Annotated in this window: 16 protein-coding genes and 1 tRNA gene; 2 read left to right on the top strand and 15 right to left on the bottom strand. The window is 66.2% G+C overall.

The window, feature by feature from the left end:
* Positions 1–21: 21 nt before the first annotated feature.
* The 4 genes from prpF to acnD all read right to left on the bottom strand — a co-directional run bounded on the left by prpF (position 22) and on the right by acnD (position 4,551).
* Positions 22–1,227: a 2-methylaconitate cis-trans isomerase PrpF gene (prpF, locus tag EO141_RS15295; protein WP_127169586.1), complete on the bottom strand. Its 1,206-nt coding sequence runs from the start codon at positions 1,225–1,227 to the stop codon at positions 22–24.
* A gap of 93 nt (positions 1,228–1,320) precedes the next feature.
* Positions 1,321–1,638 carry a type II toxin-antitoxin system RelE/ParE family toxin gene (locus EO141_RS15290; RefSeq protein ID WP_127169585.1) on the bottom strand — a complete coding sequence of 106 codons (318 nt, stop codon included), beginning with the start codon at positions 1,636–1,638 and terminating at the stop codon, positions 1,321–1,323.
* Positions 1,635–1,868 carry a type II toxin-antitoxin system ParD family antitoxin gene (locus EO141_RS15285; RefSeq protein WP_127169584.1) on the bottom strand — a complete coding sequence of 78 codons (234 nt, stop codon included), beginning with the start codon at positions 1,866–1,868 and terminating at the stop codon, positions 1,635–1,637. Before EO141_RS15285 ends, EO141_RS15290 begins: the two co-directional genes overlap by 4 nt.
* A gap of 91 nt (positions 1,869–1,959) precedes the next feature.
* Complete coding sequence (gene acnD / locus EO141_RS15280) at positions 1,960–4,551, bottom strand: Fe/S-dependent 2-methylisocitrate dehydratase AcnD (protein WP_127169583.1); 2,592 nt, start codon at positions 4,549–4,551, stop codon at positions 1,960–1,962.
* Between the two features lie 35 nt (positions 4,552–4,586).
* Here acnD and EO141_RS21535 point away from each other — a divergent pair, with 35 nt between their 5' ends.
* Positions 4,587–4,802 carry a hypothetical protein gene (locus tag EO141_RS21535; RefSeq protein WP_127169582.1) on the top strand — a complete coding sequence of 72 codons (216 nt, stop codon included), beginning with the start codon at positions 4,587–4,589 and terminating at the stop codon, positions 4,800–4,802.
* A 23-nt stretch (positions 4,803–4,825) separates the two neighbouring features.
* Here EO141_RS21535 and prpC read toward each other — a convergent pair whose 3' ends face one another.
* Together prpC and prpB are read right to left on the bottom strand one after the other, a co-directional pair.
* Positions 4,826–5,980: a 2-methylcitrate synthase gene (gene prpC, locus EO141_RS15270; RefSeq protein WP_127169581.1), complete on the bottom strand. Its 1,155-nt coding sequence runs from the start codon at positions 5,978–5,980 to the stop codon at positions 4,826–4,828.
* 75 nt (positions 5,981–6,055) lie between these two features.
* The gene (gene prpB / locus EO141_RS15265; RefSeq protein ID WP_104582336.1) at positions 6,056–6,952 is read right to left on the bottom strand and encodes a methylisocitrate lyase; all 897 of its coding nucleotides are present in this window, start codon (positions 6,950–6,952) and stop codon (positions 6,056–6,058) included.
* Positions 6,953–7,098: 146 nt separating this feature from the next.
* Between prpB and prpR the strand changes: the two genes are divergently transcribed.
* The gene (gene prpR, locus EO141_RS15260; RefSeq protein WP_127169580.1) at positions 7,099–8,706 is read left to right on the top strand and encodes a propionate catabolism operon regulatory protein PrpR; all 1,608 of its coding nucleotides are present in this window, start codon (positions 7,099–7,101) and stop codon (positions 8,704–8,706) included.
* Positions 8,707–8,893: 187 nt separating this feature from the next.
* On the opposite strand, the gene EO141_RS15255 is transcribed toward prpR, so the two are convergent.
* The 9 genes from EO141_RS15255 to fabG form a co-directional block, all read right to left on the bottom strand.
* Positions 8,894–9,220, bottom strand: coding sequence for a hypothetical protein (locus tag EO141_RS15255; protein ID WP_119129163.1), 327 nt, complete (start codon positions 9,218–9,220; stop codon positions 8,894–8,896).
* A 309-nt stretch (positions 9,221–9,529) separates the two neighbouring features.
* Positions 9,530–9,604, bottom strand: a tRNA-Val gene (locus tag EO141_RS15250).
* Between the two features lie 227 nt (positions 9,605–9,831).
* Entirely contained in the window at positions 9,832–10,185 is a 354-nt protein-coding gene (locus EO141_RS15245) for a PilZ domain-containing protein (RefSeq protein ID WP_026064467.1), read from the bottom strand.
* Positions 10,182–11,141 carry a DNA polymerase III subunit delta' gene (locus tag EO141_RS15240; RefSeq protein ID WP_127169579.1) on the bottom strand — a complete coding sequence of 320 codons (960 nt, stop codon included), beginning with the start codon at positions 11,139–11,141 and terminating at the stop codon, positions 10,182–10,184. Before EO141_RS15240 ends, EO141_RS15245 begins: the two co-directional genes overlap by 4 nt.
* Positions 11,138–12,202, bottom strand: a complete 1,065-nt coding sequence (gene mltG, locus EO141_RS15235; protein ID WP_127169578.1) for an endolytic transglycosylase MltG — start codon at positions 12,200–12,202, stop codon at positions 11,138–11,140. The genes EO141_RS15240 and mltG overlap by 4 nt, the downstream gene beginning before the upstream one ends.
* A 60-nt stretch (positions 12,203–12,262) precedes the next feature.
* The gene (locus EO141_RS15230) at positions 12,263–13,618 is read right to left on the bottom strand and encodes an aminodeoxychorismate synthase component I (protein WP_127169577.1); all 1,356 of its coding nucleotides are present in this window, start codon (positions 13,616–13,618) and stop codon (positions 12,263–12,265) included.
* 180 nt (positions 13,619–13,798) lie between these two features.
* Positions 13,799–15,034: a beta-ketoacyl-ACP synthase II gene (fabF, locus tag EO141_RS15225; RefSeq protein WP_127169576.1), complete on the bottom strand. Its 1,236-nt coding sequence runs from the start codon at positions 15,032–15,034 to the stop codon at positions 13,799–13,801.
* Positions 15,035–15,175: 141 nt separating this feature from the next.
* The gene (gene acpP / locus EO141_RS15220; RefSeq protein ID WP_002814322.1) at positions 15,176–15,415 is read right to left on the bottom strand and encodes an acyl carrier protein; all 240 of its coding nucleotides are present in this window, start codon (positions 15,413–15,415) and stop codon (positions 15,176–15,178) included.
* A 156-nt stretch (positions 15,416–15,571) separates the two neighbouring features.
* A complete protein-coding gene (gene fabG / locus EO141_RS15215) occupies positions 15,572–16,315 on the bottom strand; it encodes a 3-oxoacyl-ACP reductase FabG (protein WP_047130408.1) in 744 nt (247 codons plus the stop codon).
* Positions 16,316–16,335 lie beyond the last annotated feature (20 nt).

The raw sequence follows: 16,335 nt of genomic DNA, 5'->3' as shown, positions 1-16,335 counted from the left end.
GTGCCCGGTCTCAGCGAACGATCAACCGCCCCCGGCGGCGTCGACCGGCACCCGCACCCGCACCCAGCCTTCCATCAACACCCGCGCGCTGCGGCTCATCAGTGCCTTGGTGACCCGCCATTGGCCATCGATCGATTGCGCCTCGGCGCCGACCCGCAGGGTGCCGGACGGATGCCCGAAGCGCACCGCCTTACGCGTCACGCCGCCGGCGGCCAGATTGACCAGCGTGCCAGGCACAGCCGCGGCTGTCCCGATGGCGACGGCCGCGGTGCCCATCATGGCGTGGTGCAACTTGCCCATTGACAGCGCGCGCACCAGCAGATCGATCTCGGCCGCGCGCACCGGCTTGCCGCTGGACGCGGTGTAATCGGCCGGTGGCGCGACGAAGGCCACCTTCGGGGTGTGCTGCCGCGTGGCTGCCTCTTCCACCTTCGCAATCAAGCCCATCCGCAACGCGCCGTGCGCGCGCAAGGTCTCGAACATCGTCAGTGCATGCGGGTCGCCATTGATCGCCTCCTGCAGCTCGGTGCCGGTGTAGCCCAGGTCGCGTGCATTGACGAAGATGGTCGGAATGCCGGCATTGATCAGCGTCGCTGCGATCGTGCCCAGGCCGGGAACCTCCAGCTGATCGATCAGCCTGCCGGTGGGAAACATCGCGCCGCCCTCGCCTTCGGCAGCGTCGGCCGGGTCGAGGAATTCCAGCTGCACCTCGGCGGCCGGAAAGGTCACCCCATCCAGTTCGAAGTCGCCGGTTTCCTGCACCTGACCATCGGTCATCGGCACATGCGCCACGATGGTCTTGCCGATATTGGCCTGCCAGATCCGCACCGTCGCCACACCATCGCGCGGTACCCGCGCGGCATCGACCAGGCCATTGGCAATCGCAAACGGCCCCACCGCCGCCGACAGGTTGCCGCAGTTGCCGCTCCAGTCCACGAACGCGCTGTCGATGGACACCTGCCCAAACAGGTAGTCCACATCGTGCCCGGCGCGCGCACTGGCCGACACGATCACGCCCTTGCTGGTGCTGGAGGTCGCCCCACCCATGCCGTCGATCTGCTTGCCGTACGGATCGGGGCTGCCGACCACCCGCAGCAACAACGCATCGCGCGCAGGCCCGGGCAATTGGGCGGCAGCGGGCAGGTCCTGCAAGCGAAAGAACACGCCCTTGCTGGTGCCGCCACGCATGTAGGTGGCCGGGATGCGGAGTTGGGGGAGAGGGGTCATGGGCTTGGTCTATCTCGGTTGATCGTGATCGCGGCGAAGACGCATCGACTGCGGCGCTGCCGGAGAGTTGAGGCAAAACTCGCGTCGAACCGCTCAGGCGTCGCAGCTCATCCACGCAGGAATGTCGCGCTGCATCTGCAGCACACGCCAGATGACGATGTCCGTGTCGCGTTCGATGTAGAAAATCAAATAGGGAAATCCCTTCGGTGGCCACACCCGCAGGTCCTGCAGCTTCAACAGCACCGCATGTCGGCTGTAACCGACACCCGGGTGCTGGATCAGCATCTTGACCGCCGACTCCAGCGCGTCGGCAAACGCCAGTTCCAGCGTGAGCCCGGCTTGTTCGCCATACCACGCAGCGGCTTCGTCGATGTCGCGCAGCGCCAACGGGCGCCAGCGCGCCGGCTTCACTTGCTGGCAGCGCGTGCCTGCGCGCGCTCACGCATCTTGTCGAAAAAATCAGGCTCCATTGCCACGGCCGGCCCGGAGTTGGCCCCATCCAGCAGCAACCCACGCAGCTGTTCCACATCGCGTTGCTTACGGATCAGTTCGCGCAGGTACTCACTGTAGGCATGCTCCTGGACTTGCTGATCGACGAACTGCTTGAGCTCGTCGGGCAAAGAGATATTCATCGTGGCCATACGACCTCCTGATGGCAAAGATTGCCAAAGCGTGCGCGCCTGCACGGGTGGGTGCAAGCGCGCGACCTGGCGTCCTCGGGCGTCGAAGCCATCAGGCTGCCGAGGCCTCAAGAAAATCCTGCGCAAACCGTTGCAATACGCCGCCCGCCTCGTAGATCGACACTTCTTCGGCGGTGTCCAGCCTGCAGGTCACCGGCACCTGCAGCTGCTCGCCATTACGGCGATGGATCGACAGCGTCAGCGTGGCACCCGGCGTGCGCTCGCCGACCACATCGAAGGTTTCGCTGCCGTCGATGCCCAGCGTCTTGCGATCACTGCCCGGCTTGAACTCCAGCGGCAACACGCCCATGCCGATCAGGTTGGTGCGGTGAATCCGCTCGAAGCCTTCGGCCACGATCACCTCCACGCCGGCCAGACGCACGCCCTTGGCGGCCCAGTCGCGCGAGGAGCCCTGGCCGTAATCGGCACCGGCAATGATGATTAGCGGCTGCTTGCGCGTCATGTAGGTTTCGATCGCCTCCCACATGCGCAGCACCTGCCCTTCCGGTTCCAGCCGCGCCAGCGAGCCTGCCTTGACCTGTCCGTCGACCACCGCCATTTCGTTGACCAGTTTGGGGTTGGCGAAGGTGGCGCGCTGCGCGGTGAGGTGGTCGCCGCGATGGGTGGCGTAGGAATTGAAGTCTTCCTCCGGCACGCCCATCTGCGCCAGGTATTCGCCGGCCGCGCTGCCGGCCAGAATCGCGTTCGACGGCGACAGATGATCGGTGGTGATGTTGTCGCCCAGCACCGCCAGCGGGCGCAGTCCGCGCAAACTACGTGCACCGGCGAGCGCGCCTTCCCAATACGGCGGGCGACGGATGTAGGTGCTGGTCGGCCGCCAGTCGTACAACGGGCTGACGCTACTGCCCTGCCCCACGCTGCGCTTGAACATCGGGTCATAGACGCTGCGGAAGTGTTCCGGCTTGACGCTGCGCGCCACCACCGCATCGATCTCCGCATCGCTTGGCCACAGATCCTTGAGCGTCACCGCCACGCCATCGGCGTCGACGCCCAGCACATCCTTTTCGATATCGAAGCGCACCGTCCCGGCGATGGCATAGGCGATCACCAACGGTGGCGATGCCAGGAACGCCTGCTTGGCGTAGGGATGGATGCGCCCGTCGAAATTGCGGTTGCCCGACAGCACCGCTGTCGCGTACAGATCGCGGTCGATGATCTCCTGCTGGATCGCCGGATCCAGCGCGCCACTCATGCCGTTACAGGTGGTGCAGGCAAACGCGACGATGCCGAAGCCCAGTTGTTCCAGCTCGCCCAACAGGCCGGCGTCTTCCAGATACAACTGCACCGCCTTGGAGCCCGGCGCCAGCGAACTTTTCACCCAGGGCTTGCGGGTCAGTCCACGCGCGTTCGCGTTGCGCGCCAGCAAGCCGGCGGCAATGACATTGCGCGGGTTGGAGGTATTGGTGCACGAGGTGATCGCGGCGATGATCACCGCGCCATCGGGCATCTGCCCCGGAACGTCGTCCCACGCAGCGGCGATGCCACGGTTTGACAGCTCGCTGGTGGCCACGCGCTTGTGCGGATTGGACGGCCCGGCCATGTTGCGCACCACGCTCGACAGGTCGAACTGCAGCACGCGCTCGTAGTGCGCGGTGACCAGGTCGTCCGCCCAAAGGCCGGTCTGGCGGGCGTAGGTGTCCACCAACGCAATCTGCGTCTCCTCGCGCCCGGTCAGACGCAGGTAGTCCAGCGTCTGCTGGTCGATATAGAACATCGCCGCGGTGGCACCGAACTCCGGCGTCATATTGGAAATGGTCGCGCGGTCGCCGATGGTCAGCGCGCTGGCGCCGGCTCCATAAAACTCGAGATAGGCACCGACCACACGTTGCTGGCGCAGGAATTCGGTCAAGGCCAGCACGATGTCGGTGGCGGTGATGCCGGGCGCCGGCCGGCCCAGCAATTCCACGCCGATGATGTCGGGCAGGCGCATCCACGAGGCACGGCCCAACATCACGTTCTCCGCTTCCAGCCCACCCACACCCACCGCGATCACACCCAGCGCATCCACATGCGGGGTATGGCTGTCGGTACCCACGCAGGTATCGGGAAACGCCACGCCGTCGAGCGTGTAGATCACCGGCGACATCTTCTCCAGATTGATCTGATGCATGATGCCGTTGCCCGGCGGAATCACTTCCATGTTCTCGAACGCGCGCTTGGTCCACTCGATGAAGTGGAAGCGGTCGGCGTTGCGGCGATCTTCCACACTGCGGTTCTTGGCGAAGGCCTGTTTGTCGAAGCCGGCGTATTCCACTGCCAGCGAGTGATCGACGATCAATTGCACCGGCACCACCGGGTTGACCTGCGCCGGATCGCCCCCCTGCTCGGCGATTGCATCGCGCAGTCCGGCCAGGTCGACCAGCGCGGTCTGCCCCAGGATGTCGTGACAGACCACACGCGCCGGAAACCAGGGAAAATCCAGGTCGCGCCTGCGCTCGATCAGCTGACGCAGGTAGGCCTCCAGCATCTGCGGTTCGGCACGCCGCACCAGATTCTCCGCGTGCACCCGTGCGGTGTACGGCAGCGTTGCATAGGCGCCGGGTTGCAGCGCATCCACGGCGGCGCGTGCATCGAAATAGTCCAACGAGGTGCCCGGCAAGGGCTTGCGGTACTGGCTGTTCATGGCTGGCGATATCACAAAGCGGGCGGGGTCTGCTGGTGCTGTTGCTGGTGCTGGTGCTGGTGCTGGTGCTGGTGCTGTTGCTGTTGCCGTTGCTGTTGCTGTTGCTGTTGCTGTTGCCGTTGCTGTTGCCGTTGCTGTTGCTGTTGCTGTTGCTGTTGCTGTTGCTGATGCTCGTATTGCTAGTCACCACCTGCTGCTCGCCACTCTCCCTTCTCCCGCAACGCGGGAGAAGGTGCCCGAAGGGCGGATGAGGGCCGCTCGCAGGCAGCAGCTTTCAGGAGCGCTCATCCAGCGGCACGAACACCTGATCTTCTGGACCCGTGTAATTCGCAGAAGGCCGAATGATCTTGCCGTCCATGCGTTGCTCGATGACGTGCGCGCTCCAGCCAGCCGTACGCGCCAGCACGAACAGCGGCGTAAACATCGCCGTCGGCACGCCCATCATGTGGTAGCTGACCGCACTGAACCAGTCCAGGTTCGGGAACATCTTCTTGATGTCCCACATCACGCTCTCCAGGCGCTCGGCGATGTCGTACATCTTGCGGCTTCCCTGTGCCTCGGAAAGCTCGCGCGCCACCTCCTTGATCACCTTGTTGCGCGGGTCGGACACGGTATAGACCGGATGCCCGAAGCCGATCACCACTTCCTTGCGCTCCACACGCGCCTTGATGTCGGCCTCGGCCTCGTCCGGCGTGTCGTAGCGCTTTTGCACCTCGAAGGCCACTTCGTTGGCGCCGCCATGCTTGGGCCCGCGCAGTGCGCCGATGCCACCGGCGATGGCGCTGTACATGTCGCTGCCGGTGCCGGCAATGACGCGGCTCGCAAACGTCGACGCGTTGAACTCGTGCTCGGCGTACAGGATCAGGCTGGTATGCATCGCACGCACCCACGCGTCCTTCGGCGCAAACCCGTGCAGCAGATGCAGGAAGTGCCCGCCGATCGAGTCGTCGTCGGTGTCCACCTCGATGCGCTTGCCATTGTGGCTGTAGTGATACCAGTACAGCAGCATCGACCCCAGCGAGGCCATCAGCTTGTCGGCGATATCGCGCGCGCCAGGATGATTGTGGTCGTCCTTTTCCGGCTGCAGGCAGCCCAGCACCGACACGCCGGTGCGCATCACATCCATCGGATGCGACGACGGCGGCAGCTGTTCCAGCGCCGTCTTCACTGCCGCCGGCACGCCGCGCAGCGAACGCAGCTTGGCCTTGTAGCCGCGCAATTCGCCACTATTGGGCAACTTGCCATGCACCAGCAGATAGGCGATTTCCTCGAACTCGCTGGTGGTGGCCAGGTCCAGGATGTCGTAGCCGCGGTAATGCAGGTCGTTGCCGCTGCGCCCCACCGTGCACAGCGCGGTGTTGCCCGCAGCGGTGCCGGACAAGGCGACGGATTTCTTCGGCTTGAAGCCGGGATTGACGGTGTCGTTCATGCGATGCGCTCCCAAACGGTGTCGTGTTGCGGTGTCACGGATGAAATGGCCGAACCTGCACGCAGCAAGGCGCGATCATGCGCCTTTGCGTGCAAACAAGCCGTCCAGGCGCTGCTCGTAGTCGTGGTAGCCGATGCGCTCGTACAGCTCTTCACGCGTCTGCATGGTGTCCAGCACGGCCTGCTGATGCCCATCGCGCCGGATCGCGGTGTAGACCGCTTCGGCCGCCTTGTTGGCCGCACGGAACGCCGACAGCGGAAACAGCTGGATCGCCACGCCGGCCTGCGCGAGCTGGTCGCGCGTGAACAGCGGCGTCTTGCCGAATTCGGTGATGTTGGCCAGCACCGGCACGCGCACCGCATCGACAAACCGCGTGTAGGTCTCCAGGTCGTACGCGGCCTCGGCAAAGATGCCGTCGGCACCGGCCTCCACGCAGGCGATCGCACGCTCGATCGCCGCATCCACGCCTTCCATCTGGATCGCATCGGTGCGTGCGATCAAGAAGAACGCCGCATCGGTCTTGGCATCGGCCGCCGCCTTGACCCGGTCCACCATCTCGGCCTGGCTGACGATCTCCTTGCCCGGCCGATGCCCGCAGCGCTTGGCGCCGACCTGGTCTTCGATATGGCAGCCGGCCGCGCCGGCCTTGATCAGCGACTTGATGGTGCGCTCGATATTGAACGCGCTCGGCCCGAAGCCGGTATCCACGTCCACCAGCAGCGGCAGCGCGCAGACATCGGTGATGCGGCGCACGTCGATCAGCACATCTTCCAGCGTATTGATGCCCAGGTCCGGCAACCCCAGCGAACCGGCCGCAACGCCACCGCCAGACAGGTAGATGGCCTGATAGCCGGCGCGCTGCGCCAGCAGCGCGTGGTTGGCATTGATCGCGCCGATCACCTGCAGCGGCGATTCGGCGGCCAGCGCGGCGCGGAAGCGCGTGCCGGCGGAAGCAGTGGGCGAGGACGTCATGGTGGTTCCTGGGGTGGGATTCGGGATAGAGCGCAAATGGCATGCCAACGCCAAGCCATTGATTCGACTGGACCAGCCAGCGCCGAATGTTGCAATACTGCAACGCGCCAAGCACGATGCAACATCCCTGCAACGCGACACCACCGATGCGTAGCCCCCGATTTATCGAGCCGACGGAGACCTCTGGCCCCGTCATCTGGACCGTCAGCGTCTCTCGCCTGACCGGCCTGCTGGCCGACGTCATCCCCGAGTTCGACCAGCGCGCGCGCATCGAGCAGGTCAACCTCGGCTTTGCCGAGGCGGTGGAGGTCATCGGCCAGCGCCTGCGCCGCGAGCGCTGCGACGTGCTGGTCGCCGGCGGCTCCAATGCCGCCTATCTGCGCAGCCGGCTCGCACTGCCGCTGGCGCCGATCCAGGCCACCGGATTCGATCTGATGGAAGCGCTGGCGCGCGCACGCCGCATCGCACCGCGCATCGGCGTGGTCACCCATGCCACCGACGTGCCCTTGTTCCGCGCGTTTCAGGACAGCTTCGACCTGGACATCGAACATCGTCGCTTCGTCACCGCGGAAGACGCGCGCGACTGCATCGCCGACCTGCGTGCCAGCGGCATCCAGGTCATCGTCGGCACCGGCATGGCGATCGATTTCGCCGAGCAGGCCGGCTTGCCCGGGGTGCTGCTGTACTCGGCAGATTCGGTCCGCCTGGCACTCGAGCACGCCATCGCGCTGGGGAGCGCACCCGGCAACGATCACTCCGCCAGCCGCACCGGCACCCGACGAATACGGCGCACCGACGCATTGCTGGGCGACGATGCTGCAATCACGCAGGTGCGCGAGCTGGTGCAGCTATACGCCCCACATCCGGGCACCGTGCTGATCAGCGGCGAGACCGGCACCGGCAAGGAACTGGTCGCACGCCAGTTGCATGCCGGCAGCCGCCGGCGTGGCCGCTTCGTCGCCATCAACTGCGGCGCCATCAGCGAGTCGTTGCTGGAGGCGGAATTGTTCGGCTACAGCGACGGCGCCTTTACCGGCGCACGCCGCGGCGGCCATGTCGGCCTGATCGAAGCCGCGCAGGACGGCACGCTGTTTCTCGACGAAATCGGCGAACTGCCGATGCCGCTGCAGACACGCCTGCTACGCGTGCTGGAAGAGCGCGAAGTGCTGCGGGTTGGCGCCACCCTGCCGGTCGCCGTGGACGTGCGCGTGGTCGCCGCCAGCCTGCAGCCGCTGCAGGCACTGGTCGAGCAAGGACGCTTCCGCCGCGACCTCTTCTATCGCCTGGCAGCGCTGCGCATCGCCCTGCCGCCACTGCGCAACCGCCCCGACGAGATCGCCTTGTTGCTGGCGCATTACTTCCAGCACCTCGGCGGCATGCCTTCCCCGCTGTCATCGACAGCACTGCAGCGGCTGCAACAGCACGTATGGCCGGGCAACGTGCGCGAATTACGCAATCTGGTCGAGCGCCTGTGCATTCATTGGAAGGCACAACCGCGCCACAGCCTTGACCTGGATCAACTGGAACGCTGGGCACCTGAGCTGTTCGAGATGCGCATTGGCGATGGCGATGGCGCAGCAGCACCCGGGCACACCGATCTTGCGAGCTCGCGCCTGCAACTCACCGCAGCGGCCGTTCGCGCAGCGCTCGATCGCGCAAACGGCAATCGCGCCCTCGCCGCACAGGCACTGGGCGTCTCGCGCACGACGTTGTGGCGCTGGATGCAGGCACACGCGGCGGCATCGCGGGATTGAGATACAGGCTTCGCCTGGCCGGGCTGCATGCGCGGACCTGTTTCGCGAATCTTTACAACGCCAGCCGCCCGCTCGCGGCGACAGGTCATGCGCCGCGTTCCACACGCCGGGGGTGCTGCCCCATTGGTGATGTGATCACACGCAGCGCCGCTACCCAGCACCCGCCCATTGAACGAGTGCGCAGCGATCACTTGACCCGCATGTACTCGGTATCGCCCGTACTCAGGTGCCCGGTCGCCTGGTCGATCGCATAGTTGACGGTGCCATCGGCGCCGGACACCTGCAGCACGCCCTTGTTCAAGATCGCCGGATGATTCTTCGTCCTGACGCCGCCGCCGAGCCGCTCCGGCGTGGTATCGCGAATGATGAAGCTCTCGCCGTTGTGCTCGATGCTGAGCACGTTCTTCTCCGACGTCGTGTTGACCCACCTGCCCACGTACTGCTCGCCCACATCGCGTGCACAGCCGGCCAGCAACGCCATCGCAACCAGAGCACTTCCAAGCAGCGCCTTCATCGCCACTCCTTCTTCAACGCGGGGGACTGCAGGATGGCGATTCGTTCCTGCGCCTGCAACAAGCAGGCACAACCGGATGAACAGGCCTGTCAGCGACTTGAACAAGTCGTTGGGATCAACGGGCTCTGCATCCCACTCGCGCGGATAGCGGCGACACCTGCGTTTTGACGGCATCGGCTGTGGTCCACACCACTTCAACCGAGCCAGACGCCCAAGGCGGTTGCAGGAGCGCCTTCAGGACAACAAAAAAGCCGGCGCATGGCCGGCTCTTCTTCTCGCGTTGAAACCCTTGCTGCTGCTGGATTTCGATGGTGGGCGGTACAAGGTTCGAACTTGTGACCCTTGCCGTGTGAAGGCAATGCTCTACCGCTGAGCTAACCGCCCGGTGACGCGAGCCGCACATTATAGGGCAGCTGCGGCGATCGTCAACAGGTTCATCGGCGACGGCGGCAATGCGCTCGAAAACGTCCCATTCCGGTGGCTGGGCGTGGCGCCATGACTCCCTGGAGCGACGCTGTGGCAATCGATTCGGCGCCGTCAGATGCCCGATACTCCCGTCGATGCCCCGCGCCAGACAACGGCGATCACGCGCGCGGCCGCGGCGCCCCGCATCACATCGTGTGCGTCGGCTTGTCGGAGGTCGTCAATCCCGCCAGCAGCGTCTCGATCTTGTTGCGCACGCTCTCGCCTTCCTGGCCGTCCGGGAACTGCACGCCGATGCCGGCGGCGCGGTTGCCTTGCGCACCGGCCGGGGTGGTCCAGATGACCTTGCCGGCGACCGGCAGGCGTTCGCTGGAGTCCGGCAGCGTCAGCAGCAGGAAGACCTCGTCGCCGAGCATGTAGCGCTTGGGCGTGGGCACGAAGATGCCGCCGCCCTTCACGAACGGCATGTAGGCGCTGTAGAGCGCCGGCTTGTCCTTCAACGCCAGCGACAAAATGCCCTGGCGTGCATTCATTGCACTCATCGAGTTCCCCTAGAACGTGCCGGACGCTCTCCCTCGCGCCAGGCCAGCAACAATTCCGTCACCGCCAGATCGGCGCGGACGGTGGTGCGCAGCAGGTCGCGAGTGCGATTGGCGGCGTCGAACCAGGTCGCCAGCTTGTGCAACCGCGATGGATCGGTCAAGCCGGCCGATGCCTGTGCCAGCGCAAGGTCCGCCGCGTGGCGCAGCCGTTGGTCGGCCTGGCCGTCGTTGGTCCAGCGCTGCGCAACCTCCACTGCGCCGGCGCGGCCGGCGGCGACCTGTTCCAGGTCCTGCGCCACCGCGCGCCGCACCGCCAGGCCATCCTCGCGCAGCCACTGCGCCGCAAGCCCCGGATGACCACGCGCGGCGTCCAGCGCTTCCTGCGCAGCCCGCTCGTCGACACCCTGCGACAGCAGCCAGGCCAGCGCCTCGTGCGTGGGCGGCAGCTTGAATTCCAGGCGCTGGCAGCGGCTGCGGATGGTCGCCGGCAAGCGTGCCGGCTGCGCGCTGATCAGCCACAGGTAGCGCCCCGGCGAGGGTTCTTCCAGCGTCTTGAGCAGCGCGTTACAGGCAGCGCGATTGATCGCATCGGCCGGGTCGACGATCACGATCTGGGCGATGCCGTACTGCGGGGTCAACGAGAGCTTTTGCGAAATCTCGCGCACCTGCTCGATCACGATCTCGGTGCGCAGTTTGTCGCCGGTGCGGTTGGGAATGAACGAGATCAGCTGCAGATCGGGGTGGGTTCCGGCGGCGATCAGCTGCCGGCTACGCTGCGCCAGCGCCGGGTCCGGCGCGCTGGCCAGCACGTGCTCGGCCAGCGCCAGGGCCACCGCACGCTTGCCCAGGCCATCCGGCCCGCAGATCAGCAAGCCGTGGCCGAGCCGGCCGGCGTCCAGCGCCGCCAGCGTCTGGTCGTAGGCGCGCTGCTGCCAGGGTGAGAACGCAGTGGTCATGGCGTGGGCTCCGGTTGCGGCAGGCGGCGACGCTGCAGGTAACGCGCCACCGCCGCATTGTGTTCGGCCAGGGTGGCCGAGAACACGTGCGCGCCGGTGCCGTCGCCGACCGCCACGAAGTACAGGGCATTCCCCGGTGCCGGACGCACTGCCGCCAGCAAGGCCTCGCGGCCGGGCATGGCGATCGGGGTCGGGGTCAGGCCGGTGCGAGTGTAGGTGTTGTACGGCGTATCGGTGGTCAGGTCGCGGCGGCGGATATTGCCGTCGTAGCTACTGCCGATGCCGTAGATCACGGTGGGGTCGGTCTGCAGCTTCATGCCCAGCTGCAGGCGGCGCAGGAACACGCCGGCAATCAGCGGACGCTCCGCACCCAGCGCGGTTTCCTTTTCGATGATGGAGGCCAGGATCAACGCCTGCTCCGGCGAGCTCAGCGGCAGATCGGCAGCGCGCTGCGCCCAGGCCTGCGCCAGCGCTTTGTCCATGGCGAGGTGAGCGCGCTTGAGCACGTCCAGATCGCTGTCGCCGCGCTGGTAGAGATAGGTTTCCGGCAGAAAACGGCCTTCCGGGTGCTGGTTGGCAAAACCCAGCCGCGCCATCACTGCCGCATCGTCCAGCGCAGCGATGGATTGCTGCAGCGGCGTGGCGGTGGCGATCGCGGCGCGCAGCTGGCGGAAGTTCCAGCCTTCCACGATCGTGAAGCGGTACTGGATCACCCGGCCCTGGCGCATGCGTTCGAGCAGCTCGCGCGGCGACAGCGCCGGGGCCAGCGCGTATTCGCCCACCTTGAGTTTGCCTGCCGCATCGACCTGGCGCGCGAGCAGCTGCCATTCCAGATCGGTGCCCTGTGCCACGCCGGCGGCGCGCAACTTGCGCAGCGTGGCCTTGAGTGAATCGCCGGGCGCGATCACCACACTGGGCGCACTCGCGCTCACCGGCGTCTGGGCAAAGTGCAGGTAATGCCGCCACGCCACCACCGCCGCAATCGCCAGCAGCGCTGCAAGCAACAGCGCCGTGCCCAGCACGGCCAGACATCCACGTTTGCCAGTCACCGCCACACGCACCTCGTCATTGCCCCAGCGCCGCGCAGGATACCGCGCGCCGGTGATGTCCCGTTGAAGCGCTCATGCCTGGTCGAAGGCGCGCAGCACGCCGCGCGCCTTGGCGCGGGTTTCGTCCAGTTCGCGCTGCGGGTCCGAATCCACCACGATCCCGGCGCCGGTGCGGAAATGCACCTGGTCCCCGGCCACCTCGGCGGTGCGGATCAGGATGTTCAGATCCATGTCGCCGTCGCGATTGAGCCAGCCGAATGCGCCGGTATAGGCGCCACGCGCGGTGCCTTCGAGCTCGGCGATGATCTGCATGCAGCGCACCTTCGGGCAACCGGTGATGGTGCCGCCGGGAAATACCGCAGCAACCACCTCGCCCGGGGTGACGTCGGGGCGCAGACGGCCACGCACGTTGCTGACGATATGGTGCACATGCGCGTAGCTTTCCACGCCCATCAGCTCGTCCACCTCCACCGTGCCCGGTGCGCAGATGCGCCCCAGGTCGTTGCGTTCCAGGTCGATCAACATGACGTGCTCGGCGCGCTCCTTCGGATGGCCGACCAGCTCGCGGATGCGCGCGGCATCGTCGTCGCCGGCAAAGCGCGCGCGGGTACCGGCGATCGGGCGCGTCTGCACCACATCGCCCTGCACCGACACCAGCCGCTCCGGCGAGGAACTCACCACCGCGCGGCCTGCCGCGACGAACAGGCCGGCAAACGGGGCGGGATTGGCCGCGCGCAGGCGCGCATGCAACGCCGCCGGAGCGACCGCAGCGGCAAACGCCGCATGCCAGGCGCGCGAGATATTGGCCTGGAACACGTCGCCGGCGCGCAGATAAGCGAGCACACGCTCCACGGCAGCGGTAAAGCGCTCCGGCGCATCTTCTTCGACAGCCACCGGCCCGGCCCACGCTGGCAACGGCGGCAGCGCGGCGCAGGCGGCGATGTCCTCGACGATGCGGGTTAGCAGATCTGCACGGCCCGGCTCGGCCAGCGCGATGCAGCGGCCCTGCACCCGATCGCGCAGCACCGCGGCCGGTGCGCGCAGCGCCAGCGCGCTCGGCAAGCCATCGCTGCGCGTGGGTAGCTGCAGAATCGGTTCGACCTGCGCGGCCAGCTCGTAATCCAGCAACACCGCCCAGCCGCCGCGAAACGGCCACTGGCTGGCCGCAGCGTGCGGCAGGCGCTCGGCCTGCCAGGCCGCATCCAGTGCCTGCAGAAATCCGCCGTCCAGCACCCGTCCATCGCCGTCGCGCGTGCGCCCGTCGGCGTCCAGCCGCAGGCTTGCGCCGTCTGCCAGCAACAACACATCCCAGCGGCCGTGGGCGGTGCCGGAAGCAGTGGATTCGAGCAGTGCCGGATAGCGCTGCGGCGCCAGCCGATGCAGCGCCAGCAGGTCGATGTCCGCGTGCAGGGGTCTGGTGAGCGTCATCGGCCTGGTGTGGCGTGGGGTGCTAAGACGCGCCACCCTGCAATGGAGGCAGGGCACGCATGATGAGAGGGATCAGGTCGCGCAGCGAGGTTCGGCAGCGCCACTGTCCGGGTGTGGCGGACGGAATCCGATGCGTCGTGTACCGCGAGACATCGCTCGCGGTACACACGCACAGTGATCTCAGATGCGCTTGAACACCAGCGTGCCGTTGGTGCCGCCGAAGCCGAAGCCGTTGGACATCACCGCGTCCACCTGCACTTCGCGCGCCACGTTCGGCACGTAATCCAGGTCGCAGCCTTCGCTGGGCGCTTCCAGGTTGATGGTCGGCGGAATGATGCCGGTGTGCAGCGCCATCACCGAGAAGATCGCTTCCACGCCGCCGGCCGCGCCGAGCAGATGGCCGGTCATCGACTTGGTCGAGCTGACCATGGTCTTGTAGGCGTGGTCGCCCAGCGCGCGCTTCATCGCCAGGGTTTCGGCCAGATCGCCCAACGGCGTGGAGGTGCCGTGCGCATTGAGGTAGCCGATCTGCTCGGGATTGAGCTTGGCATCGCGCATCGCCGCGGCCATGCTGCGCGCCGCGCCCTCGCCGTCTTCGCTGGGCGCGGTCATGTGGAAGGCATCGGAGCTGGCGCCGAAGCCGACCAGTTCTGCATAGATGCGCGCGCCACGCGCCTTGGCGTGTTCGTACTCTTCCAGCACCAGCACGCCGGCACCGTCGCCCAGCACGAAGCCGTCGCGCTGCTTGTCCCACGGACGCGAAGCGCCGGTCGGATCGTCGTTGCGGGTGGACATCGCCTTCATTGCGCAAAAGCCGCCCACCGAACTCGGCGAGGAGCCGCGCTCGGCGCCACCGGCCAGCATCACGTCAGCATCGCCGTGCTGGATCATGCGCATCGCGGTGCCGATCGAATGGTTGGAGGTGGCGCAGGCCGACACCGCCGAGAAGGTCGGGCCTTTCAGGCCCTTGATCAGGCTCACCTGGCCCGGCAGCATGTTGATGATGGTGCTGGGCACATAGAACGGCGAAATCTTGCGCGCGCCGCCCTCGTGGAATTTGATGGTCTGCTCTTCGATACCGAGCAGCCCGCCGATGCCGGAGCCCAGAATGGCGCCAACGCGTTCGGCATTGCTTTCGTCGATTTCCAGGCCGGAATCGTCCAGCGCCATGAACGAGGCGCCGACGCCGTAATGGATGAACGAATCCATCTTCTTGACGTCCTTGGCGGACACGAACAGCGTGGGATCGAAATTCTTAATCTCGCCGGCAATCTTGGTGGTGAACTGCGAGGCATCGATCTGCGTGATCGGGCCGATGCCTGAGCGCCCGTGGATGATTCCATCCCAGCTGGTGGCCAGATCATTGCCCAGCGGCGACACCATGCCCATGCCGGTAACGACAACACGACGACTCATTGCAGATCTCCTCACCACGGAACGGACGGTGCTTGCGGTTTGCGGATGACGCTTGAAAAACACAGGGCCGCATCAGCGGCCCCATGGAATGTCTGACGCAGCAACGGCTTGACGCACGCCGCCGCAGTCAGGAACAACGCATCAGCTCTTGACGTGAGCCTTGACGTAGTCGATCGCCTGCTGGACCGAGGTGATCTTCTCAGCCTCTTCGTCCGGGATCTCGCACTCGAACTCTTCTTCCAGCGCCATCACCAGCTCGACGGTGTCCAGCGAGTCGGCACCCAGGTCATCGACGAACGATGCGCTGGTGGTGACTTCCTCTTCCTTGACGCCGAGTTGTTCGACGACGATTTTCTTGACGCGTTCTTCGATGGTGCTCATTGGGGATATCGCTCCAGATGGAGTAGTGGTGGTACGAAAAAAACGCCATCGCCGCTGCGATGGCCGCGTTGGATAGTGTAGTGGAAGCGACCGAGCCTTGCATTGCATCACAAGTCCCCGCCAATCAGCCACTTAGCGCCTCCCGGCGCCGCACGCTCACGGCATGTACATGCCGCCGTTGACGTGCAGGGTCTCACCGGTGATGTAGCCGGCACTCGGGCCGGCCAGGAACGCCACCGCGTTGGCGATGTCGTCCGGCTGGCCCAGGTGGCCCAGCGCGATCTGCTGCAGCAAGGCGGCCTTGGCCTCGTCCGGCAGCGCCTTGGTCATGTCGGTATCGATGAAGCCGGGCGCCACCACATTCACGGTGACCCCGCGCGAGCCGATCTCCTTGGCCAGCGACTTGGAAAACGCAATGATGCCGGCCTTGGCCGCGGCGTAGTTGGTCTGGCCGGGATTGCCGGTCACGCCCACCACCGAGGCGATGTTGACGATACGGCCCTTGCGCGCCTTCATCATGCCGCGCATCACCGCCTTGGAGGTGCGGAACACGCTGGTCAGATTGGTGTCGATGATCGCCTGCCAGTCGTCGTCCTTCATCCGCATCAGCAGGTTGTCGCGGGTGATGCCGGCATTGTTGACCAGGATCGAGATCGCGCCGAACTCCTTGCCGATCGCATCGATCAGGCCATCGACCGCCGCAGCGTCGGTGACATCGAGCTCACGGCCGTGGCCGCCTTCGGCAGCCAGGCGCTCGCCGATCGCCGCAGCGCCGGAGGCCGAGGTCGCGGTGCCGATCACGGTGGCGCCCTGGGCGGCCAGCGTCGCGGCGATGGCCGCACCGATCCCGCGACTGGCACCGGTGACGAGGGCGATCTCGCCCTGCAGAGGCTTGCTCATGAATGCTGTTCCTCGAGTGG

Source organism: Xanthomonas sp. BRIP62415 (assembly GCF_003993515.1).
Taxonomy (GTDB): domain Bacteria; phylum Pseudomonadota; class Gammaproteobacteria; order Xanthomonadales; family Xanthomonadaceae; genus Xanthomonas; species Xanthomonas euroxanthea.
Note: the sequence above shows the minus strand (reverse complement) of the source record. Positions and strands in the feature narration are given on the sequence as shown.

Bases quoted from the DNA above. Each gene is read 5' to 3' on its own strand.
- prpF (WP_127169586.1), bottom strand. From the start codon at position 1,227: ATGACCCCTCTCCCCCAACTCCGCATCCCGGCCACCTACATGCGTGGC.
- EO141_RS15285 (WP_127169584.1), bottom strand. From the start codon at position 1,868: ATGGCCACGATGAATATCTCTTTGCCCGACGAGCTCAAGCAGTTCGTC.
- acnD (WP_127169583.1), bottom strand. From the start codon at position 4,551: ATGAACAGCCAGTACCGCAAGCCCTTGCCGGGCACCTCGTTGGACTAT.
- prpC (WP_127169581.1), bottom strand. From the start codon at position 5,980: ATGAACGACACCGTCAATCCCGGCTTCAAGCCGAAGAAATCCGTCGCC.
- prpB (WP_104582336.1), bottom strand. From the start codon at position 6,952: ATGACGTCCTCGCCCACTGCTTCCGCCGGCACGCGCTTCCGCGCCGCG.
- prpR (WP_127169580.1), top strand. From the start codon at position 7,099: ATGCGTAGCCCCCGATTTATCGAGCCGACGGAGACCTCTGGCCCCGTC.
- EO141_RS15255 (WP_119129163.1), bottom strand. From the start codon at position 9,220: ATGAAGGCGCTGCTTGGAAGTGCTCTGGTTGCGATGGCGTTGCTGGCC.
- EO141_RS15245 (WP_026064467.1), bottom strand. From the start codon at position 10,185: ATGAGTGCAATGAATGCACGCCAGGGCATTTTGTCGCTGGCGTTGAAG.
- EO141_RS15240 (WP_127169579.1), bottom strand. From the start codon at position 11,141: ATGACCACTGCGTTCTCACCCTGGCAGCAGCGCGCCTACGACCAGACG.
- EO141_RS15230 (WP_127169577.1), bottom strand. From the start codon at position 13,618: ATGACGCTCACCAGACCCCTGCACGCGGACATCGACCTGCTGGCGCTG.
- fabF (WP_127169576.1), bottom strand. From the start codon at position 15,034: ATGAGTCGTCGTGTTGTCGTTACCGGCATGGGCATGGTGTCGCCGCTG.
- acpP (WP_002814322.1), bottom strand. From the start codon at position 15,415: ATGAGCACCATCGAAGAACGCGTCAAGAAAATCGTCGTCGAACAACTC.
- fabG (WP_047130408.1), bottom strand. From the start codon at position 16,315: ATGAGCAAGCCTCTGCAGGGCGAGATCGCCCTCGTCACCGGTGCCAGT.